The sequence below is a fragment of the Dellaglioa kimchii genome (assembly GCF_046115505.1).
GTDB classification, from domain to species: domain Bacteria; phylum Bacillota; class Bacilli; order Lactobacillales; family Lactobacillaceae; genus Dellaglioa; species Dellaglioa kimchii.
In genome coordinates this window covers 32,322-57,543 of record NZ_CP170736.1, presented here as the reverse complement: position 1 = coordinate 57,543, position 25,222 = coordinate 32,322, and the positions used below count along the sequence as shown (strand labels likewise).

25 protein-coding genes and 1 pseudogene are annotated in these 25,222 nt (G+C 33.0%); 6 read left to right on the top strand and 20 right to left on the bottom strand.

From position 1 onward, the window contains the following. Nucleotides 1-160: 160 nt before the first annotated feature. The 10 genes from hxlB to recX form a co-directional block, all read right to left on the bottom strand. Entirely contained in the window at nt 161-703 is a 543-nt protein-coding gene (gene hxlB / locus ACE83Q_RS00270; protein ID WP_409022147.1) for a 6-phospho-3-hexuloisomerase, read from the bottom strand. Continuing rightward, nucleotides 700-1,326, bottom strand: coding sequence for an orotidine 5'-phosphate decarboxylase / HUMPS family protein (locus ACE83Q_RS00265; RefSeq protein ID WP_409022146.1), 627 nt, complete (start codon nt 1,324-1,326; stop codon nt 700-702). The genes hxlB and ACE83Q_RS00265 overlap by 4 nt, the downstream gene beginning before the upstream one ends. Then, nucleotides 1,326-2,285, bottom strand: a complete 960-nt coding sequence (locus ACE83Q_RS00260) for a sugar kinase (RefSeq protein WP_409022145.1) — start codon at nt 2,283-2,285, stop codon at nt 1,326-1,328. The genes ACE83Q_RS00265 and ACE83Q_RS00260 overlap by 1 nt, the downstream gene beginning before the upstream one ends. Before the next feature lie 30 nt (nt 2,286-2,315). Then, nucleotides 2,316-3,602: a gluconate:proton symporter gene (locus ACE83Q_RS00255; protein WP_409022144.1), complete on the bottom strand. Its 1,287-nt coding sequence runs from the start codon at nt 3,600-3,602 to the stop codon at nt 2,316-2,318. 3 nt (nt 3,603-3,605) lie between these two features. Beyond that, nucleotides 3,606-4,352: a sugar phosphate isomerase/epimerase family protein gene (locus ACE83Q_RS00250; RefSeq protein ID WP_409022839.1), complete on the bottom strand. Its 747-nt coding sequence runs from the start codon at nt 4,350-4,352 to the stop codon at nt 3,606-3,608. A gap of 16 nt (nt 4,353-4,368) precedes the next feature. Next, nucleotides 4,369-4,626: a hypothetical protein gene (locus ACE83Q_RS00245; RefSeq protein WP_409022143.1), complete on the bottom strand. Its 258-nt coding sequence runs from the start codon at nt 4,624-4,626 to the stop codon at nt 4,369-4,371. A 222-nt stretch (nt 4,627-4,848) separates the two neighbouring features. Continuing rightward, a complete protein-coding gene (locus ACE83Q_RS00240) occupies nt 4,849-5,841 on the bottom strand; it encodes a LacI family DNA-binding transcriptional regulator (RefSeq protein ID WP_409022142.1) in 993 nt (330 codons plus the stop codon). Nucleotides 5,842-5,988: 147 nt separating this feature from the next. Further along, a complete protein-coding gene (locus ACE83Q_RS00235; RefSeq protein ID WP_409022141.1) occupies nt 5,989-6,546 on the bottom strand; it encodes a DUF402 domain-containing protein in 558 nt (185 codons plus the stop codon). 82 nt (nt 6,547-6,628) lie between these two features. Beyond that, nucleotides 6,629-7,750 (bottom strand): A/G-specific adenine glycosylase, encoded by a 1,122-nt coding sequence (gene mutY / locus ACE83Q_RS00230; protein WP_409022140.1) that lies wholly within the window; start codon nt 7,748-7,750, stop codon nt 6,629-6,631. Then, entirely contained in the window at nt 7,747-8,556 is an 810-nt protein-coding gene (recX, locus tag ACE83Q_RS00225) for a recombination regulator RecX (RefSeq protein WP_409022139.1), read from the bottom strand. Before recX ends, mutY begins: the two co-directional genes overlap by 4 nt. Before the next feature lie 105 nt (nt 8,557-8,661). Here recX and rlmD point away from each other — a divergent pair, with 105 nt between their 5' ends. Then, on the top strand, nt 8,662-10,059 hold the full coding sequence (gene rlmD / locus ACE83Q_RS00220; RefSeq protein WP_409022138.1) for a 23S rRNA (uracil(1939)-C(5))-methyltransferase RlmD: 1,398 nt from the start codon (nt 8,662-8,664) through the stop codon (nt 10,057-10,059). Between the two features lie 39 nt (nt 10,060-10,098). Here the strand turns inward: rlmD and ACE83Q_RS00215 are convergent, their stop codons facing one another. The 3 genes from ACE83Q_RS00215 to ACE83Q_RS00205 all read right to left on the bottom strand — a co-directional run bounded on the left by ACE83Q_RS00215 (nt 10,099) and on the right by ACE83Q_RS00205 (nt 13,919). Next, complete coding sequence (locus ACE83Q_RS00215) at nt 10,099-11,811, bottom strand: N-acetylmuramoyl-L-alanine amidase (RefSeq protein ID WP_409022137.1); 1,713 nt, start codon at nt 11,809-11,811, stop codon at nt 10,099-10,101. 65 nt (nt 11,812-11,876) lie between these two features. After that, entirely contained in the window at nt 11,877-12,977 is a 1,101-nt protein-coding gene (locus ACE83Q_RS00210) for a glucosaminidase domain-containing protein (RefSeq protein ID WP_409022136.1), read from the bottom strand. Nucleotides 12,978-13,067: 90 nt separating this feature from the next. Next, nucleotides 13,068-13,919, bottom strand: coding sequence for a hypothetical protein (locus tag ACE83Q_RS00205; protein WP_409022135.1), 852 nt, complete (start codon nt 13,917-13,919; stop codon nt 13,068-13,070). Between the two features lie 258 nt (nt 13,920-14,177). On the opposite strand from ACE83Q_RS00205, the gene ACE83Q_RS00200 reads away from it, so the two are divergent. The 4 genes from ACE83Q_RS00200 to ACE83Q_RS00185 all read left to right on the top strand — a co-directional run bounded on the left by ACE83Q_RS00200 (nt 14,178) and on the right by ACE83Q_RS00185 (nt 16,687). Further along, nucleotides 14,178-14,741, top strand: a complete 564-nt coding sequence (locus ACE83Q_RS00200) for a sigma-70 family RNA polymerase sigma factor (protein WP_409022134.1) — start codon at nt 14,178-14,180, stop codon at nt 14,739-14,741. A gap of 99 nt (nt 14,742-14,840) precedes the next feature. After that, nucleotides 14,841-15,041: a hypothetical protein gene (locus ACE83Q_RS00195; RefSeq protein ID WP_409022133.1), complete on the top strand. Its 201-nt coding sequence runs from the start codon at nt 14,841-14,843 to the stop codon at nt 15,039-15,041. Nucleotides 15,042-15,063: 22 nt separating this feature from the next. Next, nucleotides 15,064-15,291, top strand: a complete 228-nt coding sequence (locus tag ACE83Q_RS00190; protein ID WP_409022132.1) for a DUF2922 domain-containing protein — start codon at nt 15,064-15,066, stop codon at nt 15,289-15,291. A gap of 103 nt (nt 15,292-15,394) precedes the next feature. After that, nucleotides 15,395-16,687 (top strand): APC family permease, encoded by a 1,293-nt coding sequence (locus ACE83Q_RS00185; RefSeq protein WP_409022131.1) that lies wholly within the window; start codon nt 15,395-15,397, stop codon nt 16,685-16,687. A gap of 30 nt (nt 16,688-16,717) precedes the next feature. Here the strand turns inward: ACE83Q_RS00185 and ACE83Q_RS00180 are convergent, their stop codons facing one another. After that, nucleotides 16,718-17,530, bottom strand: coding sequence for a sugar phosphate isomerase/epimerase family protein (locus ACE83Q_RS00180; RefSeq protein ID WP_409022130.1), 813 nt, complete (start codon nt 17,528-17,530; stop codon nt 16,718-16,720). Between the two features lie 300 nt (nt 17,531-17,830). On the opposite strand from ACE83Q_RS00180, the gene ACE83Q_RS00175 reads away from it, so the two are divergent. Continuing rightward, on the top strand, nt 17,831-18,943 hold the full coding sequence (locus tag ACE83Q_RS00175) for an acyltransferase family protein (protein ID WP_409022129.1): 1,113 nt from the start codon (nt 17,831-17,833) through the stop codon (nt 18,941-18,943). A gap of 81 nt (nt 18,944-19,024) precedes the next feature. Here ACE83Q_RS00175 and ACE83Q_RS00170 read toward each other — a convergent pair. From ACE83Q_RS00170 to ACE83Q_RS00145, 6 genes and pseudogenes are all read right to left on the bottom strand, one after another. Beyond that, nucleotides 19,025-19,798, bottom strand: a pseudogene (locus ACE83Q_RS00170) (transposase). Between the two features lie 240 nt (nt 19,799-20,038). After that, complete coding sequence (locus ACE83Q_RS00165; protein WP_409022128.1) at nt 20,039-20,308, bottom strand: hypothetical protein; 270 nt, start codon at nt 20,306-20,308, stop codon at nt 20,039-20,041. A gap of 276 nt (nt 20,309-20,584) precedes the next feature. Continuing rightward, a complete protein-coding gene (locus ACE83Q_RS00160; RefSeq protein WP_409022127.1) occupies nt 20,585-21,625 on the bottom strand; it encodes an acyltransferase in 1,041 nt (346 codons plus the stop codon). Between the two features lie 165 nt (nt 21,626-21,790). Continuing rightward, the gene (locus ACE83Q_RS00155; protein ID WP_409022126.1) at nt 21,791-23,203 is read right to left on the bottom strand and encodes a flippase; all 1,413 of its coding nucleotides are present in this window, start codon (nt 23,201-23,203) and stop codon (nt 21,791-21,793) included. 2 nt (nt 23,204-23,205) lie between these two features. Next, nucleotides 23,206-24,324, bottom strand: coding sequence for a UDP-galactopyranose mutase (gene glf, locus ACE83Q_RS00150; RefSeq protein WP_409022838.1), 1,119 nt, complete (start codon nt 24,322-24,324; stop codon nt 23,206-23,208). After that, nucleotides 24,321-25,214 carry a glycosyltransferase family 2 protein gene (locus ACE83Q_RS00145; protein WP_409022125.1) on the bottom strand — a complete coding sequence of 298 codons (894 nt, stop codon included), beginning with the start codon at nt 25,212-25,214 and terminating at the stop codon, nt 24,321-24,323. Before ACE83Q_RS00145 ends, glf begins: the two co-directional genes overlap by 4 nt. Between the last annotated feature and the right edge of the window lie 8 nt (nt 25,215-25,222).

The window sequence follows — 25,222 nt, the reverse complement described above, 5'->3', positions numbered from 1 at the left end:
CTTTTCAAAGAATCCAGTTTATTTCGGCTTTAACCTATGGATAAGTACTTATTCTTTACCTGTGTATTACAGTTAAAGAATTATATGGAAACACAAAAAAAAGCTCCGGCATTGGATTAATATTCCCACATCGGAGCTTAGTTTATAATCATAGTAGTTATTATTCTAAATTACTATGGCTCGCCTTTGCTTGAGCATTTGATACATTGTCTCTACGACTCATCTTCAGCACTAATGCATCCAGAGTGATATGCACGCTTTGATCAAATAGCGTACTCAATAATTGAATTGACTTCACACTGTTATCAGCTTTTGTTGCACCAGGCACAACGATGACTGCGTCAGATATTTTTGCTAAAGGAGACTCGCCATTACTTGTAAGTCCGACTACTTTAACACCAATTTTCTTAGCACTTTCAGTTGGTTCAAGTACACTTTTAGTTGTCCCAGAGCCAGAAACAGAAACTAATACATCCCCTTCCGCGATTGACGGTGTAATTGTCTCGCCGATTACAAAGACCGTATAACCGATATGCATTAATCTCATTGCGAACCCTTTTGCCATTAACCCAGATCGTCCAGCACCTAAAATAAAAATTCTTTTATCTTTCGTAATTAGCTTTTCAGCATCATTTAATTGATCGTCACTAACTTTAGCAATAACCGCGTTAATTTCATCCATTATTTCATTAAGTAAACTCATTTAATAACCTCCATAAATTTTTTTGCCATATCTAATGGTTTCTCGCTATTCATTATTTTACCACCAACAATGATTCTCTCCACGATACCTTGTTTAGCCAATCTTTTTGCTTGTTCAATATCAATACCACCGGCAACTGCAATTTTTTTTATATTTGGAAATTTAGCATGGAATTCAGCCACCGCTTTTACGGCATCAAAATCTTGATCTTTCTTATCATGTGAGTAGTGTAATCCAAAAATAGCTTCATCAAATTGTTGTAGTTTTTCGATTTTTGTCTCGTCTACTTCTAATAAATCTATCAAAATATTTTTTTTCTGATTAACAGTTAATGCATAAACTTGTTCAATCGTATCAATTGATGAACTTGCCATAACTGTTAACGTATCCGCATTAGCAGAGAATCCCTTTTCAAATTCATAAACACCCTCATCAATTGTCTTTAAATCAAATAATACTTCTGATTGATGACCTTTTTTCGTAACATTTTCTAACGCATTTATCCCATAATCTTTAATCAAAGAGGTCCCAACTTCGATGACATCAACAACACCATCTAAGTAGCTCACACTCTCCAGGAGATTTTCTAACGTAACACGATCAATAGCGACTTGTAATTTCATTATTCCTGTACGCCCTCCTTTTTATAAAAATCCTGTAGTTCTTTAGGTGTTGGGTAGCCATCATTATCACCTGGTGTCTGAACTTGAAGCGCACCGACTGCGTTTCCTCGTAAAACGGCTGACTCCATTGATTTGTTTTCCAATAATGCTGTAATAACACCTAATGCAAATCCATCGCCTGCACCAACAGTATCCACAACTTTATCCACTTTGAAGCCTTTAATCGTTTTTGTACTACCATCTGAATGTTTGATAAATGCACCACTTGCTCCTGTTTTAACAATCACCGTTTTCGTTCGTTTACCTTTTAAATAAAAGTCGGCAATTTCTTCTGGATTATCACTACCCATCAGAATCTTTCCTTCTTCAACACCTGGTAAAACAACATCTGCATAACCTGCCAGTTCATTAACGGTCGCAACCATATAATCTTTACTTTTCCACAATGTTGGTCGTAGATTAGGATCAAATGTAATAAATTTTTGGTTGTCAACAAGGCGTGTTAATAACGTTCTAAATGTTTTTTCGGCCACATCTGAAATAGCTGGGAAAATACCAGACATATGTGCTATTTTGACATCGTCTAAATTTATTGCATCAATTCGATCACTTGTTAAATGAGCTGCGGCCGACCCTTTACGATAATTAAAAGTCTCAGGGTCACCCGTTGATACGAGCTGTTTCAATTGATGCCCCGTCCAATGATTTTCACTTTCGCTAATATAATCAATCCCCACGCCATGTCCAGAAATAATACTCTTCGCATATTGTCCAAAAGGTTCTGTTCCAACTCGAGAAACATATTCAACATCATGTCCTAAGCGTTTAACGCCAATCGCTACGTTTAATTCTGCTCCACCTAAAATTTTTACATAATTAACTGATTCTGATAAACTTTGGTCCATATCTTTTGAGGCAAATGTAATGATTGGTTCGCCAATTGTTATAACTTCACTCATTATATTTTCTTCCCTTCATGTCTCTTAATTTTAACCGAAAAAGTAATAAACTAAAACTTCATTAATAATTGAAACAAACCACATGATTGGAACACCCCGTTTTAATAAGTCCTTCGATTGGACTTTCATATAATCAAGGCCCCAAACATTCCATGATTGCGTAATTCCTGTTGAAACAGCAAGAAGTGCAGGTACAAAGAGAAGTGGTAATAAGAAGGCATCATTGAACAGCCCAGTTCCCGAAAGAACCGCTGCAGTTGCAGCTCCAGCACCCCAAACATGTAACGGACCTCTGAATAACGCGAGCGGTGCTAATACCCCAAATACAATAGCAAGAATCAAATGGTCATGCGGTAATATCAGACTGAATACATGTTGAAATCTAACAGCGTTCAACTGAGCGGCACCAGCAAACATCACTAATGCCATTAAAAACATAATCAATCCTGCGATATCACCAATCGCTTTTTGAATCGTACTATTCAAGAAGTCGACGAAATTCTTATATCCTTTCATATTTCCAGTTACAGCTATCGCAAACAATGTTGCTAAAGTTAATCCTGGAATGGCATCCCAGCCAAAAACCATATTCATAACGACCGGAATAATTGGTGCAATAAATGCAATTTTGGGTATAGGTCTACTTTCAGAATCTTGTTGTGTCTCACCAATAATTTTTAGATTTGAATCAACATTTTCTTGAGTAAATTTCTTGCGATGTAAAACCAAGAAAATAATTACCGCGATTAATTGAATCGTCATTGCTGTCCAACCAAATATTAAATATTGTCCGCCATATACGGCATTTGGAAAAAAGGCTTTAATTTGATTGAATAAAACAACATTAATGTACATTGGTGCCCCGATCGACATTACGAACGCTGTAAGTGCGATGTCCCTCGGAATACCTAATGACAACATGATTGGTAATAAAATAACTCCTATCGCAATCACAGATCCCACTCCGTATGCGCTTACAAAAATAAACGCTGTTACTAAAACTATTAAAATAGCTGCTATTAATGGTCGCTTTTTACCAACTTTTTTCGTCGCTTCTGAAATTGCAGGCGCAATCCCACTGTCTACAAGAACCCTACCGAACCATGATCCAAATGCAATATAGATAATTGTCGGTCCATAATTCAGTGCTGGTTCAGCAAATACTTTTTGGACTGCCTTATCAAATGGAATTTGTCCAATGATAGACCATAAAATAGCCATTACGAAGAACCCGACCATGATGTTTCCACCCTTTAAAATGTAAATAATAAACCCTGCAAAAGTGATTAATAATAAAATCGGTATTAGGGTTGCCATAAGCTAGTCCTCAATTTCTTTTTTTAATAACACTATCTGGGATTGAATTAACGCTTTATTATCCATTGGGTATTCAAGAGCAAACGCCACTTTTTTTGGTAGATGGGCTAATATAGCTCGCCAATCAAACATTCCTTCATCTAAATTTTTCGACGTCACTAAGTCTCCATCATTATTAATAACGTTTTTCAAATGGATATAGTCCGTATATTGTGAAAGTTCATCTGCACTCTGAATAGCATCTTGTTTAGTAAAGGCCCAATTTCCAAGGTCATAAACATAACCAACAGGCACATTTTGTTGTTTAGTACTTCCTAAAAATGTCGTTAATGCCTTAACACTGCCACTTAATTCAGTTTGGTCATTTTCAACATTCATTGTTATTTTATCTAAAGGAACTTCACTAAAAGCCTGCTTTAAATCTCCAGTAAATGCTGCAAAATTTCCAATATTAAATTTTATTTTTTTGATTCCCATAATTAAACCTTCTTGAAAATAAGTAACCAATTTAGGATTTAGCGTCCCATCATCTAAAAAGACTTGATCAGGAACACTATAATTTACAATTAATCCGTATTGTTTTGCTTTTTTTGCAACTTTTGGTAATTCACTATCTAAATCTTTAAAATATTCACGTCTAACTTCGATACCGTCAACACTTAGTTTCGAAACGCGATCAACCAATTCATCCTGCTTAATCCCATTTTTCACATCATTCTCAAAAATCCACGTATTTAAAATAACTGTCATCATTTTTCCTCCAATATTAATATTTATTGAGTTTCTTTACCCTATTCATTAATGTCTCAAAATTCATGTCCTCGAATTTTTCTGCATTTTTATTATCAAAATTTTCTCGTTCAATAGCGTTAAAATTTTCTGCTAAATAGTATGCCGTCAAATAGGCTGCAAGGAAATTTTTAGCGGTTTTAACCATACTTTCATCCTCAAACTTAGATTCTACAGTTGTAGAAGCAAAGCCCAACGCAAATTTATCTACATCTAAAAAAGTTCTTTTATCCATTTTTAGCGCCTCCAATTCATTATCTTCTGACAAGTTAGGTAAACGTTTACATGGATAGTATATATGCAGTATCCCACAATTGCAAGTCTTAAATATAAACATGTCTTTCTAAACGAGGTAAACGTTTACTCTTGTAAGGTGTCTAGCCTTTTTATAACTTTAATTTATATTTTAAGGACAAAAAAAGACTTGCCATTGAGCAAGTCTTTTCCAGATTAATATCTACTTAAATTCAGCAGGTATAATTATTTTTTTATTTTTAATATTTGTTTCACCATTTAATTCATTCAACAATAATTCTGCTGCGCTAGCACCTAGTAAAAAAGGATTTTGATTAATCAACGAAGTTCCTGAATTAATCGCTTTTATGACTTCAGTATCTGAAAATCCCGTTACTGCTACCCGTTGATTAACCATGAATCCATCAGCGATAATTTTAGGTAGTAAGTAAAGTAACCAACGTTCCTTCAACGCAAATACTAGCGTTCTTTTATCATCACGTATTAATCTATTTTTCAGTTCAGCATATGTTTGATTTAATTTCGTATCGCCATCTATAACTTCAATCAACATCGTATCAGAGCTGACCGATTTAATTCCGTTATACCGCTCTTCTCTAGTTGAAATACCTGTCACTTCACCAGTAATGATAATCACTTGATCAAATCCTTGATTCAGATAATATCTTGTAACTTGTTGGCTAATTTCAAAGTTATTCGTAACCACATTAGCTAAACTAGAATCAGAAAGTTCTCGATCAACAATAATGATGGGCATATCTCGTCTAACAGCATCCCTTAAATCGGCTTCTTTTCTAAGTATTGGTTGCATGATTAGTCCATCAAATGATTTTTCACCAATAATTCTAAGGACACCTTGTTCTTTGGCTTTATTAGAATCGGAATCAAATAATACGGCTGTATAGCCTTGTGCATCTAAAATTGAGCTAATGCCTTTAAACATTTCTGTAGCAAAATAATCATCCACATCTGAAACAATTGTAGCAATCATCCGGCTTTTTTTTGTAATCATTTGTCTAGCCGCGTCATTAGGGACGTAGTTTAATTCTTTAATCACATTTTGGACTTTTGATGCTGTTTCTTTGGACATACGCTCTGTTTTGCCATTCAAAAAACGTGATACAGTTGCAATTGAGACGTTCGCCTTACTTGCAACATCTTTTATATTCGCTTTAGTAGCCATTTTTTCATCCATTCATTAATTATATTATTTCGTCTAGTATCCTTTTATTCTGTTGCTAAACTATCTATATATTACCATACTGCTCAATTTATTAGAAAATGCCTCACTAAAAAAATAAATAAAAAGGACAATTCTACTTAAAATTCAGAATTATCCTTTTTATTTATTATTTTCACGTTCCGCTAGTTCGAGGTAACGATTGTACCAGATATCTATATATTCTTTAGAAAATGGCCCTTTCCCGTTATCTATCCAGTCCACAAGTGTTCGGACGTTATACTTCAATATCTTATCGATATCGTCAGAATATTCCCATTTTTTCCCGTGTTCTGCATATTCATCTACATCCAATAACCGTTTCTCACCATCTGGGAAAACTTTGACATCTAAATCATAATCTATATATTTCAAAGCTTCCTTATCCAACGTGGCTGGTGAAGCCAAATTACAATAATAAGAAACGCCGTTATCACGTATCATGGCTATGATATTAAACCAATAGTGTTTATGAAAAAAGACAATTGCTGGTTCTCTGGTCACCCATCGTCGACCATCTGCTTCGGTCACCAATGTATGGTCATTACACCCAATAATCATGTTCTCACTTGTTTTCAACACCATCGTATCACGCCATGTTCGATGCAAACTACCGTCGTGTTTATAACTCTTTATGGTAATGAAGTCGCCTTCTTTAGGCTCCTTTGACTGATTACTCATCTCTACCAAAACCCACTTTCTAAACACGTAGTGCATTTTACATCGATTGCATGAATATTATACCAAAAAAAGAACTATTTTACTAAAATTTATTTGAAGAAAGACTGATATATTTGTCCCAAATTTTTTGTTGTACTTTAGGAACTGCAATCTGGTCAAAATCTTTTTCAAGTATGAATTCGCCAGGAAAATAACTTAAGTCAAACGATTTACTTTTCACGGTAAATAATTCAATTAACCATTTTTGATGGGTAAAGGTATGTTTTACGACGGAACCTTCTAATGCTGAAAAAATCAACTTATGGTTCAAATTATCTTGGCTCCATTGGCCTAATTTTATAACTAAATCATCCGTTAATAACACGTCTCCTGGTTTGTCTTCCAGTTCTTCAAACTTAATTAAAGGAAACGCTAATAAATTTGCGAGCATCCCTTTACTAGAACGTTTCTCAAATAAATACCCTTTTTCTGTTTCAATTATCAAAGCAATATAGGGCATTTCAACCGGACGCGGCTTCTTTGATTTCACCGGAAAATCAAGTTCTTTACCATCTAAATAAGCTTGATTAAACGACTTAACAGGAGAATGTTCAGAATCTGGATTCTTAGCACTCATGTAACTTGAACCCAAGTCCATAACAGCTTGGTTAAAGTCCCCAGGTCTTTCTTTAGAAATAACTTGTTGAATAACTTTTTCAAAAATAAGTCGGGTCTGTGGTTTCGCAATATCATCTTCTATCTCAAATAAGCGTGAAAATACACGAAAAGCATTACCATCAACGGCAGGAACAACTTCGTTAAAAGCAATACTTGCGATTGCTCCGGCAGTATATGGCCCAATTCCAACTAAATTTTGCAGTTCCTTAGCTGTTTGCGGCCATTGCCCAGCATAATCTTGAACAACTTGTTTTGCTGCTTTTTGCATATTTCGAACTCTTGAATAGTAACCGAGCCCTTCCCATGCTTTTAAAATACGTTCTTCTGGCGCATTAGCAAAATTTTCAACACTCGGAAACCATTCCATAAATCGTTCATAATAAGGTATGACTGTATTTACTTGTGTTTGTTGGAGCATAATTTCTGATACCCAAATATGGTAGGGTTCATGGTCTCTACGCCAAGGAAGATTCCTTTTTTCACTATCATACCAAGTTAACAATGTCTCTTGAAAAGCTGTGATTTTTGCGTCATCCCACATTATCATTCAAGCGCCTCATCTTGTTCTTTCAGCTCAATATATTCATTAATATCATCAAACTGAAACCCTTTTTGAAATAGCCCCTGTTTAACTTTCATGGCGCGCTGACTACCTTCCAAGCGACGTTGCCGTTTCCAGACTTTATCCCCTTGTTTAACAAGTGCATCCCATTCGGCTTCGGAATCAATTTCAAGTTCTAAGGCATCCATTATTTGTGAAATGTCATCAGACTTAAAGCCTTTAGTCATTAATGCCTGACGAACCTTGTTCTTTAGATTATTAAACGATTGATCGTGGTAATGCTTAACTAATTTTTCGGCGACTTTAATCCCATTTTCTAATTGGTCATCAACTGGAAATTCCTCTAAAGCTTCATCAATACTTTCAGCTGCAACACCTTTTAATCGTAGCTTCTGGCGAATGACTGTTGGTCCTTTATCCGACGTGTGCATCATTGTTCTAACGTAACTTTTAGCATATTCAAGGTCATTTACTAATCTAAATTCATATAACTTTTCGATTGTTTCTTCAATCGCGTCTTCCGTAATTTCATGTTTCTTCAAATAATCCTTAATCTCTTTTACGGTTCGCATTTGCGTTGATAAATAGTTCAACGCTTTTGAATACGCTTTTGAACGATCATCTGCATCAGCAATTTGTTTAATTAAAGCTTCATCCAATTCCATCCCTTTAGCAAGATGAAATGAAATAAGAACTTCTTCTCCAATTGGAAAAGCATACTTTTCATCCAGAAAGACATTATATCGTCCAGCACGTTTTTGTGTGGTTATTTTTGTAATTTTTTTTGTCATATAGACTCCTTTAAATGCTTATCTTATTATTATATCTTTGAACTGCCAAAATGCCAATATTCCTGTGTTATAATAAGAAAAAAGCAATAAGGAGTTTATAAAAATATGTCAGACAATCAAGAATTTGGATCAGAAATTGAAGCCGGTTCACGTTTCCCTTTAACTATTAAACGCCTAGGTATTAATGGTGAAGGAATCGGCTATTACAAACGTAAGATTACATTCGTACCTGGTGCTCTTCCAGACGAGGTCGTTGTAGCAGAAGTCACTAGTGTTGCAGATTCTTATATCAACGCTAAAATTCATAAAATTCGTAAACAAAGTCCTGTTCGCGTTGAACCAAAAGACGCAACATACAGCGAAGTCGGCGGAATTGAATTAGAACATTTAAACTACAAAGGCCAATTAGCTTTCAAAAAAGATGTTATCGTACAATCTTTAGAAAGATATAAACCACGTGGTTATGAACACTATGATTTAAAAGAAACTATCGGCATGCAAAATCCATATGAATACCGTAATAAAGCGCAATTCCAAGTTCGCGAAAAAGATGGTCACGTTATCGCTGGACTTTACAAACCAAAGAGTCATGATTTAGTAGACTTAAAAGAATTCAGTACGCAACGCCCTACAACAATGCTTGTTATTCGTCACGTTGTTGCGTTATTAGAAGAACTCGAAATTCCTATTTACAATGAAGAAGCTAAATCAGGTATTATTAAAACGCTTGTTGTTCGTGAATCTTTTGATACCGGTGAGGTTCAATTAACCTTCATCACAAACTCGGCAAAATTACCTAAGAAACGCGAACTAGTTATGCATATCTTAGAAGAATTACCTATGGTTACTTCTGTCATGCAAAACATCAACAAAGGTGAAACATCACTTGTTTGGGGTGACGAAACCATTAATATCGCTGGCCAAGACTTCATCATGGAACGTCTTGGTAAAATGAAATTTAAATTATCAGCACGTGCTTTCTTCCAATTAAACCCAGTTCAAACTGGCGTTTTATACGATGAAATCAACAAAGCTCTTAACTTAGATAAAAATGAATCATTAGTTGATGCTTACTGTGGTGTTGGTACCGTTGGCCTTTATGTTGCCCATGGTGCTAAAGAAGTTCGCGGTATGGATACAACACCTGAAGCGATTGAAGATGCACGAGAAAATGCTGTTCTATCACATCAAGAAAATACCACATATGAAGTTGGTAAAGCTGAAGATATCTTACCTAAATGGTTAGAAGAAGGTTTCGTACCTGATGCCTTAGTTGTTGATCCACCACGTACAGGTTTAGATGATCAATTAATTGAAGCCATCAATAAGAGTCGTCCTAAGAAATTTGTTTATGTATCATGTAATCCATCGACACTCGCAAAAGATTTAGAATTGTTAACAAAATCATACCGCGTTGATTATATTCAACCCGTTGATATGTTCCCACAAACATCGAAAGTTGAAGCCGTCGTTAAATTATCACGCCGTTCTTCAGGAAAATAAAGCAAAAAAAGAAGCCAATTTATGGCTTCTTTTTTTGCTTTAACTATTCGTTCGACCAACTAAGACGCTACCATAAGCCCAATAGGTCTTTCCTGTTTCAATAACTGTAAAACGGTACATATATGAATCTTCTTTACCATTTTCTTTAATTGTAGCCATGCAATCTACATTAACTGCTTTACCTCTAATTGTAGCATCACTTGCCCTTCCTGTTGTTACTGATAAATATGCTGAATTATAAACATGATTATGCAAGTAGTAAGTGCTTGTCGTACTTACAGTTGCAGTCTGTTTAAGTGCCTTATAAGTAATTGATTGATTAAATGTTAAGGCCTTTGAATAAACCCAATATTTATTTGATCCTGATTTAATTTGATACCAAGTTGTTCCTTGGCTTCTATTTTCTGCTCGAGCTAATAATTTCACTGTTTGCCCAGTTAATTGTGTTGAAGAACCATAATTAACCGTATTATCAGTCGAATTCTTAACTGAATTGTATAGCATATATTTATTACTATTAACTTTTGCAGTTTCTGAACCAGATGCACTATGCATTTCTAAATTAACTAGTGCATCCTTATTGACTGCTCCTGTATAAACCCAATGATTGGTTGAACCAATTTTAATACGGTACATCGTTGATTTAGCCCCATTATAATCAGTTATAACGGCTTTTTGATTAATTGTATATGTTCTATCTTTATAATTGGCCGAATCACCTGTCTTTTTAGATAGATAATCTGAATTGTATACATGATCATGTAACTGATATGACTTACCATTAAATTTAGCTGAAACATTCATTGGTGAGTAACTTACTTTTCTTAATTTCAAGGCGTCGCTATAAATCCAATATTTTGTGGATGTCCCTTTAACACGGACACGATACCAAGTAGTGCTACCATTTTTAACACCACGCATATCTGCATACAATGTTTTACCGCTTAACTTGCTGCTTGAACCTTTATCGACTGCGCCGACTGTTCCTTTAACATGATTGTAAAGACGGTAACTGGTATTATTCATCTGAACAGTCTCTGATCCAGCTGCACTGTGATATGCGACTTTCACACCCAATTGTGTGTAATATTCTTGGATTAAATCATATAAGTCTGTCATTGAATATGAATCGTTGAACCATCGACTACCAGATTCGCTATAGTAACCAACTGGATCACCATGATCTGTTGCACCTAAATACTTACTGACATCTGCATGTGCCCAAATTGTTGCGCCCGCTCCATGATTGCTAGCAGTTGCTAAACTTGGTTTCAATCCATATTGACGTAAAATATAGGCAGTATAGTAGGCGGCATTATTGACTTCTCGTGCAAATGCCGACTTGCTATGAACACGCGTTTCTTCAAATTGCACAAAACGTTGGTTACCTTTAGGACCAGAACCCCATGACATGACGTTCGTTTTTGCAATATTAATGATATTATGATCGTCAACAAAACTGTGGACAAATGCATTACCATAATTGGCTTTCATAAAAGCCATCTCACCATATATGGTAGATGATGGGTTAGCTGTTTCATGAACAACAACACCTTCTGGTTTACCTTGACGATAAGCCATATCATCGGTTGGAAAACCACCCCAGATAGCACTTGTAATCTCATTTGGTGCAATATGTTGAGAATGTATATAATTATTTACCTTTGATGAAGCCGAAACTGATTGATTCATTAATCCAGCCGCTACAATCCCCAAAACAATGGTAAAACCCATTACTATTTTTTTCTGCATTTTCAATAACTCTCCTATTTTTTTATTGCTACCCCTTAGCAATATTAGTTCGACAACCTAATAAATTAATGTTTATTAATGGCGCTCTTATAGACCCAGTGATTTGTAGATCCAATTTTGACTCGGTACATCGTTGATTTAGACCCATTATAATCAGTAATAATCGCTTTTTTATTAATTGTATAAGTTTTATTCTTATGTGTTTTTGACTGACCCGTCTTTTTAGATAAATAATCTGAATTATAAACATGATTATGTAACTGATATGATTTATTATTAAAATTACCTGTATTTTTTACTGTAGAATAACTTGTTTTTCTTAATGTTAATGCTTGTTTATAGATCCAATACTTCGTTGATGTGCCTTTAACTCTTACTCGATACCAGGTTGTACTACCTTCTTTTACGCCACGCATATCTGCATAGACTGTTTTACCTGTCAACTTAGCAGCCGCACCTTTATCACGACTACCTGCTGTTCCTTTAACATGATTGTAAAGACGGTAACCAGTATTAGCTACTTTGACTGTTTCAGAACCGGCTGCGCCATTATAAGCGACTTTAACGGTATTATCTAAACTAGCTAAATTATATCTAGAAATTAAGTTATTTAATTTTTTACCGTAGGCACTACTTGTCGAGTATTTTAAACTCAATGATGCTGTTGCTTTTTGATAAGTACTAGCTTTTTCACGCCATGTACCTGAGTAATACTTAGCATCCCAACTTACACCGTTACGTAGATGGTTGGCATAGTCTTGAATAGATGCTTTAGCATTTGGGTATTTTTTAAATTTAGACACCGCATAATAAGCTTTCCCTTTGCTATTATATTCTAATGATTTAACTGAATACGATTGTCCCTTGTAGGCACCTTTCATACCAAAAAAATTATTAGCCTTTTTTGCCAACGTACTTTGACCCCAAGAAGATTCAAGAATCATCTGTGATAGCATCACTGACGGATATAAGTTTTTATCTTTTGCTACTGCTTGAATTGTTGGTCCGTTCTTTTCAATGAGGTCCTTTGTTTGGGCCGTTGTGGCTGCCGTAACTGTTGATTCATTTTTACTTTGATTCCCAATTGGTAAGTTTATTGAGCTAAATCCCGTAATAGCAACAAATGTTACCGTAACTAACTTTGTTAACAACTTTTTATTTTTCATATTTCCCCCTATTTTTCCGAAATTATCAGTTTTAATTATATCAAATTTGCATGTCTAATAACGTCTTTTTCCGTTACATTATGATTACAATTAGTAACGCATAATGCCTCTATTAGTATGCGCCCAACTACACGTTTTTTTGATAATTGAGTCGTCAGGTGATTCAACAGAATACCCTTTCAACGTGTAGATGGCTAATAAATGCTTAACTTCTTTAATAAAATCTATTTTATCCACATAGGTATCACGTCTGTTCTGAACTAAAGATAAGATAGCATCGTGATATCTAAATTGAGGTGTTGGATTTTCAAAACCAAGTTCAGCAGCTATTTTACTGGCCAAAGAAACTTGAATATCTGTAAAAACATGGGCTAAATTTAATTGCTTAAGAAATTGTGAATACTTGCTTTGAACTCTGATTCTTAATCCATTGTTGAAAAATAAATCAGTTCCATTTTCTACATCAGAAATATTAGCAAGATGGTGTCCTGCCGTCCATGAGGCATCCCTTTTTGATGGTCCACTATCTGGAAAAAGTTGATACATACCACATGTGTAAGGTAACGCTTGTTTCTTTTCAACTAATGAACCAATCGCACGCATTGCCACAAAAGTTAGAATTTTTTCATTAATCAAACGATTCACAAAGTTTGTTGTTGTGTATTTACATAATAAAATGCCTTTATGTTTATCAAAAATAATGGACCGCAAATCATCCCGTCTGTGCGTTATATGATGAATATACAAAGTTGTCTCCATGTTCACTTGATAGTTATCCGTTACAATGCCATGTTCTGTAAAAAAATGATCATCTGTAACATCAATTATTGGATGATTCTCCAACAAGTTTCGCCAATACTGAGACCCAACAGTCAATAAACGTGTTTCTGGATAATCTATAATTTCTTTAAAATCCCGTTCTAATTCATTCTCCAAGTTCAATAGCCTACTCCTTTTCTTACTTTCATTTAACAACTTATCCTATGTTACAGATTTAATTGTAACTAATCTTGTGTGAACTTAAGTCTAATTGTTAAGTTTATCTTAAGAAAATTAATAGTCTACCTTTAATTCCTAAATGCTCATCAAAAACACATAAATACGCTCATTTCGTCGTCTATTTTAAACTAGCGTAACCTCGTATTCTAATTAGGAACCTTGGCCAAGGGATCTTAAAAGAAACGGGGCTACTCTACTATTATGTCAAATCAAATAAATCCAGGTTTAGCTTTTCTATTGGAAAATGACCGTGAAAAACTTATCTTCGGTGTTCTAAAAAGAATGTCGATTAATCAATCGCATGCTTCATATGATGATTTCGTACAAGAAGCACGATTAGCCTTCAGCGCTGCATATGACCAATATCCTAAAACTATTGAAGATAATGAACAAACTTTCATGGTTTACGCCTACCAACGAGTTTACTGGCGACTTCTTGATTTAATTAATCGACAATCCAATCAACAAACGCATTTAGAACCTAATAAGGATGATTCATCTAATCCAACCGATTCCATCATTGATTTAACCCTTCAAACCCAAGATACTATTGCTGAAAAATTATTTACAGAACACCTTTTTAAATCACTCTATGATCTCTGTTCAAATGCAGAACAACATTATCTAGTCGATTGTTATATCAGACACAAAACAGTTACAGAAATTGCTGCCAGTCATCATGTTAGCCGTCAAACAGCGTATAACTGGCGTAATAGCGTCGGTCGGAAAGCACTTCTAGTCATTGCTCAAATGAATCAAGAATAAATATCGATATTTACTTTACAAAATGGTTAGCCGATTCTTTATTATCTATGTAAGGCGTCGCGGCACTTATCAAATATAGACACACAAAGGAGAACACATATGAGTAAAACTTGGGTAAAAACAAACGTTATCGTCGAGGGATTAAGTTCTGACGGTTCTGAACGTAAACGTTCATTCGCCAACATTACTGAAAATGCCTCTAACGAAGCTATTGCACAGCTCGGCGCTACTGTTGCTTCATTAACTGGTGATAACACCGTTAAAATGACCATCCGCACAGAATCAAGTCTTTTAGCTTAATCAAAACTAAGGAGGAAATTATATGAAACAATTAGATTTAGCATTTAAAAATGAAGCAGGTAAAACGCGCCATATGAAATTACGTTACGTTAATACAGATTTAGATCCAGCAACCGTTAAGAAAGCCATGGATGACATTACAGGTTCTGATTTATTCCATCGTGATAACGAAAAAATGTTCGTAACCCCTATCTCAGCACAATTTGTTGAAACCATTGAAACACCTATTTACACAAATGATTTAGTTTAACCGTAAAAGCCAACTTAATTGTTGGCTTTTTTTGTACCCTCATAGCACCTATCAATTGCCTTTTAATATCATATTGGCTATTCTAAATTTTAGGGGGATTGTAATGAATAAAATAGAAGATAAAAAAATGACGTTTTTCACGGTTTTCTTGTTAGGAATTAACGGTATTATTGGATCGGGGATTTTCTTATTATCTGGTAAAATTTATAATGATATTGGACCACTCAGTATCTTTACAATTATCGCTGCAGCATTAGCAGTCACCATGATTGTGCTCTGTTACGCAACACTAGCAAGTAAATTTTCGGAAGATGGTGCGGCTTGGTTATATGCCTATAATGCATTCGGTAAATTTACTGGTTTTCAAGTTGGTATATTTACTTGGATATTAGGCGTAGTGACTTTGTCAGCCGAAATTGCTGCGTTACTAACTGTCTTAAAAATACTTTTTCCAGCATTACAACAAACGCTTATTTATGATGTTTCAGCAATTGCCTTAGTCATTATTCTAGGCATCATTAATTATTTTGGAACAGCTATTCTAGATTTCGCAGACAATCTGTCTTCTGCAGCTAAAGTATTTATCATGTTACTCTTTATTATTGTCGGTGCTTTCTTCATTAAGGATGCTCATTTTACGCCCATGATTCCGACTGATATTCACAGTAACACTCAGTTATTTACGAAATTTAATACAGCATTTGGTGTCATTTTTTATATGTATACTGGCTTTTCATTTTTACCGATTGCTGCTGCTAAAATGGATAATCCGGAAAAGAATATTCCGAAAGCACTATTAAGCGTCATTGCAACGGTGACTTTATTATATGTTTTACTTCAAACGGTTGCCGTGGGTATCCTTGGCCCTAACTTAGGATCGTACTCATTACCAATTGCTGCGGCATTCAAAAGTATCTTTGGTCAGTGGGGTTATATGATCATTATCATTGGGATGTTGATCTCTATTCTTGGGGTTGCCATCTCAGTATCATTCAATACACCTATTGTGGCTGCATCGCTAGCAAATGAACATCAGCTTTTACCAAAAATAATCGGTAAGCAAAGTAAACACAATACACCGGTTATCGCAATCATTGTGACATCTATCACAAGCATCCTCCTGCTACTTAGCGGTAGTTATTTATTCTTAGTATCATGCATTGTCTTTGCATCGTTTGTCCAATATGTACCAACAATTTTAGCAACATTTAAATTCAATAATGATCCAAATTTACCAAAAGGTTTCAAATTACCAGGTGGTCCAATTATTCCAAGCCTTGCATTAATTGTCTCACTTTACTTACTGTTAAGTTTTAATTGGAAAATCATCTTATTCGGCGTTATCGTGTTAGTACTAGGGTGTTTACTCTACTGGTTTGATAACCGAAAAAAATAACCATTGATTTTGAAATTTCAAAACCAATGGTTATTTTTCTATTAAATTTTGTAGATATTCATGACTTTCCAACATTTCGCGACAATCATTTTGATTTTCTAAATCAATTTCGTAAATAGCCGTTGCATTTGGATTAAGCAAAGGATAAGATAACTTCCAATCAATCTTACCTTTTCCTAAAGGTAAGCTATCATGAAATTCACCCATTGAATCGACTAAGTGATAATGGACGATATTTGGCATTAACCGTTTCAAACTTGCTTGTAAGTCAGCATTACTACCTGCTTGTTTAATAAAGGCATGTGATGTATCAAATGCTAAGCGATACCCTTTTTGAAGAATAAATTCATCCATCTCTTCAGACCCATAATAAAATAAGTCAGAAATCGAATTTTCAAACATGACGTTATTTTGTCCATATTTTTGATAATAATCCATCCGATTAAATAACGCTGATTCCGCAACCTCAAAATTAGGATACTCAGCTATAATCGTTGGTGTTTGTCGATTATATGAACCATGAATGAGGGTTTGAATTGATTTATCTTTTGCGAGCTGAATCAATGTCTCAGTACTTTCTCTAACGAAACGATATAACCTAGGATCAGCTGTTTCGGAAACGGCTAATTCAACGGATTGTTCCCCAATCTTCATTGGATGATGCATGACAATCTTCTTCGTAGTTGCCTTCACCTCATCAATCTCATCTGATAATCGTTTTAATCCATCTCCAGAAACATCAAATTCATTTAGATAGAATTCAAAAATATCTGGATTATGTTGTAACCGATCATGAAGTTGAATTGGGTCCGTTCCCGCTTTTAATCCTAATGGTATTGTCATTTGAATCATCTCCTTGGCACTATGTTAGCATTAAATTGGGTGAAAATAAAAAAGAGTGACTTCTAATGATTCATTTTCTATTAAAACTATCATTACCCTCTGAAAGAACTTTGAAAATCATCATAAGAAATCGAAATAGTATGAAGTGCCTCATAAATATTATCCACAAAAAAATATTAAAGAAAGTCATAAACGTTTTTTATATCGGTCTGAATTAAAACTTATTATATTTTCCAAAATTAAAAGTAAAAATTTGTTATCAAAGCATGCTCTCATATAGAAATTTTACTAATCAGAAGATTGCTTAAAATTTTATCAAATACTAGCAATATATCTCAAAATTTTAATCTTGCGCATTACAGATACAATAGAGTATATTTAAGACATGACAATTTGAAAGGAAAATATAAATTGAACAAAGAACGTAACTCTAACATTGAATTGCTTAGAATCATCAGTATGGTAATGATTGTTGCACACCACTTAGCTATCCATTCCACTTGGACTTTTGATCCAGGATTTTCTGTAAATAAGTTTACAATTGAAGTACTTTCTTCTCTTGGTAAAATTGGGGTAAATATTTATTTTATGATAACAGGTTACTATATGATTCAGTCTCACAAATCTCAAACAACAAAAATAAAAAAAATTTGGCTACAAGTTTTATTTTATTCCTTAACTATTTTATGTTTATTTCTCCTTTTACATCAGCATGTCTCAATGCATTTTCTAATATTTAGTCTTTTCCCAGTATTTTCTGGATTATACTGGTTTGCTACTGTTTATATTATTATTTTACTATTCTTACCATTTATAAATAATTTTTTAAATTCGTTATCTAAAGAGTCATTCCTTAAGTTATTATTACTTAGCTCTGTAGTATTTTTATTTGTTCCTACTTTTTTTATTCATAATTCGGCAATTAACATAACTATTATTGCACTTTTAGCTTATTCGTATGGCGCCTTTTTTCAAAGATTTGATTTACCAACCATTATTCTCAGTAAAATGAATATAATTGCATTATTTTCCGTTTTAGCCGTAACTTTTTCAATTTTATTATTCGAAATTATTAGCTCTAAAATTATAGGTCTTAATGGTAAAGAAGCAATTTTATTTACTACTCCCCAAAGTTTTGTTGCCATGATTTTTGCTGTCTATATTTTTAATTTTTTTAAGCAAAAGAAACCGTTCACCTTAAAAATTATTAATACTATGTCTGCTACTTCTTTCGGAGTTTATCTAATTCATGATAATGGATTAATAAGAGAATATCTTTGGAATTCTTTAAATTTAACCCAATATCTTCAATCAGTTTTATTTATTCCTTTAGTCTTTATCATTATTTTAACAATCTATATATGCTGTTCTCTTATTGACTTATGCAGAAATTTTATCTTTAATATGTTTTAGTATATGTAGGTCATAATTGGATAGAAAAATAATTAGGTCTAAAATATCTGTCATTGGTAATAGTTTTAGATTCTTTTACAACTATTGTTGGCGAATATATTTTGTAAGGGTGTTGTCACTTTGTGACAATGCCTTTTTTATGCTCTTATTTCTCATTACAAAGAAAACACGGTTCCTAAAATGTCTAAAATTACTGAATCCGTAGGCATTACGTTTAATAATTTTCAATTTATTATTAGTTCCTTCAAGTGGGCCATCAGAATAAGGATAGTTAATGGCATTTTTTATATAGTCTTCATGTTCAATTAAAATAAGTAAACTTTTTTTTAAATAAGTTGAAACTTCGTTTTCTGAAAGTAAGATATTAGCCATGCTGTCCCAGTCTTTAGCTGTTATACTGGCTGTCATTCGTTGTAACAGTTGGTAAGTTGCCGACAATGTTTTATCTACGCCTAATAAATGATCAACAACTTCTGTATTGGTTGCCGCGTAATTAAAGTATGTCTATTTACGAAATATCATATAATTTAATTTTGACATAGGTTTTAAAAGTAACTTCCAATAACGTTTTAAGACCTTATAGTCAGTTGAAGTAATCGCATAATTCTTCATGATTTGAATTCTGGTTTTATTAAATGCGCGCATAAGTGAATTAACAATGTGAAAGCAATCATAGACAACAATGGCATTCGGAAACAAAGTTCCCGCAAACTTTGGATAGGTATAATTCATATCAGTGACGATTACTTTGACGTTTTCTCGGGCTTTTAACGTGAACCGATTAAAGTACTTAGTCACTTGATAAATTGTTCTAGTTTCAATAAGATCAAGTAGCTCATTTGTTATATCATCCATATATTCAAAGCTAAGATGGCCAGGTATAGCTTAAAGCTCATCCATAAAAAGGGTCTCAGGTAAGTAAGTTAAATTTACTTTGAAGTTACTATCACTGGCATCTAGGAGGCGACTTATATAAGATGACGAAACATTAAGTTCATTAGCTATTTGTTTCATAGAAGAAGGACACATCATCTTTTCCAAACAAGCTATTCTCGTATTTTCAGAAATGTAACAATCTTTATTAACGAGTGTTGTTTAAGCTAAAAAAGTAAGCTTGACATTCTTTACAGTAGAAATAATGTCTAATTCAGAACAACGTGACAGCCTAATTGAGACAGCCCGCCATCCGTAGTTAATAATTTGATTATGGTTGAGAACTTCGCAGGAGTGGCAGGCTTTCGGACGGTAATCTAAAGTACCATAAACTCTGATAACACCTAAATCAGGGAGTGGTTGGATACAATTTTCATTAAATTTAATATTTTCGTCTTTAATATTTAGTAAAACTCTAGTATTATCTGCCATAGGGAACTCTTTTCTTTATTTGGGCTGGCCTATTATTTAAGGAACGGAATTCCTTTTTTATATCATACAAAAAATCTGTTGCTAGTGATAGATTTTTCTATCACCAACAACAGATATTATAGAGCCCTAAAAAAAAGGAAATCCTTTTAGATTTTCCTTAATTAGATTAGACGTTTATCGTCTCACAAACACTATTTGACGCAGATCCGAAATTTCATAATATTATCCACGAAGAACCACTATATTTAGATTACATACTATATATAAACTAATTATTTAAAGAGATATTATTTTTTTAATGTATGGAATTCTAATAATTAACCTTGAAATAATTATCGTCGTAAGTACAGTCAATATATATATTACGATATTATTCCAATCATTCGAAGACCGAATAAATATTCTAAATATTTTTATTACGAACGGATGCATTATATATACCCCCATAATAACAGGTGATATATATTGTAAAATTGTTATTTGCTTATTTGAATAGTTTATTGAACTAACACAGAATATAAATATTAATACAGATGCAATTATTACCAAAATATTATCATAATTGTATTCTGCATAAGCATTATTAATTATGCGTACATTTAATAATGCGCCTACAACCACCAAAACCCCAGTGAATAACGTAATATTAAAAATCATTAACTTTAATTTTTTGTTTTTTATAAATTCATTAATTTCCATTTCATATTTTGCAATTAAACCACCAAATAAATAATACAAAAGCCAAGTCCAAAGCCTAAATGTTTGGTTAATATTTGACTGTATTGGGTACTGACGAACTTCACTATATATACTTATAATAATAGAAAAAGCAATAAAAATAATTAATAATAAGATAAATAAAAATGTTTTTCTATTTAGTAAATAAGATAACATCGGTGCTAACAGAAGGAGCACGCACAGTGCACCTAGAAACCAAAAATGGTAAAACGGTCCCTTTTGTACAAAACTACCAAAAAAAAAGTAAAAAAATGAGAATTTACCACTTTTAACTATTAAATCTACAATACTGTATAGTCCAGTCCATAAAAAAACAATAAAAACTATATTCATTATTTTTTTTAATACATAGTTATAATTTAAATTTTTTTTCCGAAGTATCAAAAAGCCATTAACCATAAAGAATATGGGAATGGAACAAGTTGCACTATAATAAAATATATTAGATAAAATATTATCTTTCACAAAAATACCCGTATAATCTAATATGTAGTTGCCTGTCCCAAATGCGTGTAGCGCAACTACACAAAAGCAGGCATATATTTTTAATAAATCTAATCCATAATTTCTTTTTCCCACTATATACTTCTCCTACGCTTAATTTTAGTATTATTTCAGGTATTATCAAAATTTATTATTACTAAAAAACTGATACGCCCAAATAATTATTATACCTGAGTATGTCAGTTTAATTTTGAAAAGCCTAAAAATATGATATTTCTTGTATAAAGTACATCTACAGTATCATTCTTTAAAATCTCTTATTTTTTTGAATATTGTAGGTTTTAAAAAAATTAAAATTCCAATATATACTAAAATGCCTAATAATATTTGTCCGATTAAAGACACTAATCCAAAACTAATCTTACAATCTACATAAAATACAACTATAAACATGATTATCCCAGCTATTAAATATTTATAAACATTGGTAAACATCAATTTTAAACTAATATACAATTTAACTTTATAAAGTTGATAAGATGTTACAACCAATTCTGATATAACTGTTGATATAGCAACCCCAATAACTCCATATAAGGAAATTAATGGTACATTTAATAATAAATTAATAATCGCACCAACAGTCACCGAAATTGTATAGTATTTAATTTTATTTGTCGGCATTAAAAATTGTTGCCCCGTGACATTACTCCATGCTATTAACAAAATCACAATGGATTCAATCATCATAACTGGCCCAACTTCTTTAAAATCGGATCCAAAAAACCAAGGTGCTAATTTCAAGGATATAGCAGAAACACCAAACATTAAGGGAATAGCTAAAAATGACACAAAGTCAAAGGAATTGGCTAATAATTGACTTACCTCTGTATACTTACCTTTTGCAAAAGAATTAGCAACATGTGGAAGCATAACAGTACCTGTTGCTGTAACAATTGCTAAAACCATTTTGATAATCTTATCTGAATTATCAAAGTACCCAACACTACTTACCCCGTCCATTTGGCCTAACATTGTTTTATTTAATACCAAGTATATTTGAATAGCTATTTGAGGAATAAATAGCCCGATTGATGGTCTTAAATGCCTTAAAATATTAAGTTTATTCCAATTTATCTTTACCAAAGTTTTTCTTAAATATGGCCATAGAGTCAAATTACCAAATAATTGTGATAAAGATAAAATGAGTATATACAAGCCAAGGTCCGTTTTTGATTTAACAAAAGTAAAAATCAGAATAACGGTTAAAATTTTAACAATCATATTCCTAGTAACAGTCTTTTTAAAATCTTCTAGTCCCATATAAAACCACGAAATATCTAAGGCAGCCGAGATAATTAATAAAGATTGAAAAATAAAATAATCATGATATGTATTAGTTACGAGTAGGAAACCTAAAAATAGTATATACGCAATTGAAATTGTTGATACTCTAAGTATTTCAATTTCCCAAAATGTACGACTTAATTTTCCTTTATCATCACGAACATAAGCAATTTCCCTATTACCATATAATGATATACCAATACTCCCAAATAAAATAAAATATTGAATAATAGAATTAGTATATGCGTTTATCCCAACACCTGTTGGCCCAACAATTCTTGATATATATGGCACAGTAATCAATGGGATAATTAGAATAAACATCTGATACGTTACATTATACAAATAATTACGTACTACTCTCATTATTATTCACCAAACTCTGCATGTGCACTATTTAATGCACTTTGAATTACTTGATGCATATCATAATATCTATATTGACCTAAACGTCCACCAAATAACACATTTGGTACTGTTTGTGATAACTTTTTATATTTTTTATATAATTCATTATTTTTAGAATTGTTAACAGGATAATATGGTTCGTCTCCACGTTTCCAGTCAGCGGGATATTCCCTAGTAACAATCGTCTTATTTTTATCGCTTTTCCCAAATTCAAAATGCTTATGCTCAATAACTCGAGTATATGGGGTTTCTGCATCTGTATAATTAACAACAGCATTACCTTGATAATTATCTATATTCATCTCTTCCGTTTCAAAATTCAGACTACGATACTGTAATTCTCCCAGTTCATAATTAAAAAATTGATCAATCATTCCAGTAAAAATAATTTTATCGTACTTAGCCAGATATTCATCTTTTTTATCAAAAAAATCGATACCTGTTTCTACTTCTATCAAGGGATTATCGAGCATTTTTTCAATAATCTGCGTATATCCGCCAATTGGAATACCTTGATAAGTATCGTTAAAATAATTATTATCATACGTTAATCTAACAGGTAATCTTCGAATAATGAATGCTGGTAATTCAGTAGCTTTTTGTCCCCACTGTTTTTCCGTATAACCCTTAATTAATTTCTGATAAATATCCGTCCCAATTAAAGAAATTGCTTGTTCTTCCAAATTTTCTGGTTTTTTTCCATTTAAAACTGCTTTTTGCTCATCAATTTTTTCTTGTGCTTCAGCCGGCGTTGTCACACCCCATAATTTACTAAACGTATTCATATTAAAGGGTAAGTTATATATTTCACCATTATAATTTGCTACTGGACTATTAGTATATCGATTAAATTCTGCAAATTGATTAATATATTCCCATATTTCTTTATTACTCGTATGAAATATATGAGCACCATATTGATGTACTTGTATCCCGTCGATTTCCTTTGTATAAACGTTACCAGCAACATGATCACGTTTTTCAATAACTTTTACTTGATTTCCTTTTTTTGCAGCCTCACTTGCAAAAATTGAACCAAATAATCCTGATCCCACAATTAAATAACTTTTACTCACTATTTTTCCTCCTCTACTTTTTCAATTTTAGGATTAAAAAATAATCCTTGATTAAATCCTTTTAATATAACTAATAATTTTTTACGTTTATTTTTCGATTTAAATAAAACCATGAAAAAAGTAAATATCGGTGATAATATACCTTTAAATGTTTCACGACTACTGCCATAATTTTTCGCAATGTATAATCTATTTCTAATGCTATAAAAGTACCTACCGATTCTATCAGAATCGTCTGTTACAATATCAACACCAGAATTCATTACAATCTTATGAGTTACTTTACTAAGTGGTACAAAATAACTATCAAACGTTTGCGAAATTCTCAAGGTAAACTCCGTGTCGTCGCTCCAAATAAAAAAGTCTGAAATAGGTAGCCCTAACTTACTAACAGCACTTCGATTAATTAGTGCAGAAACAAATGTCGCGTACTTAAGCTTTATTAGTCCTAGGTCAGTTGGTTCATTCCAATCACTTGCAGGCATTGGTCGATTCATGACAGCTGAAGTTCCATCAATCCATCTCACATTACTACTTAAAAATCCATAATTATGTTTTAAAAGATTCCCCGCATTAATAAATTCAAGTGCGGCATCCTGATCAGCAATCGTATCATCATCTAGTAACCAAAAATCACTAGAATCTGTAGTTAAGTATGCCATTTTCAATCCCGCATTAAACCCACCGGCTCCTCCAACATTTTTTTTCAAATTTAGTATTTTTATTTTTGAATTTTTTGATAATGTATCAAGATATTTTAATGTATCATCTGTACTATTATTATTCACAACAATTATTGAATCTAATTCTACAGACTGATTTAAAAGAGCTGGAATACTTTCTTGTAAATATTTCACTCGATTGAATGTTACTAAAATTGCTGTAATTCCCATTGTACTAT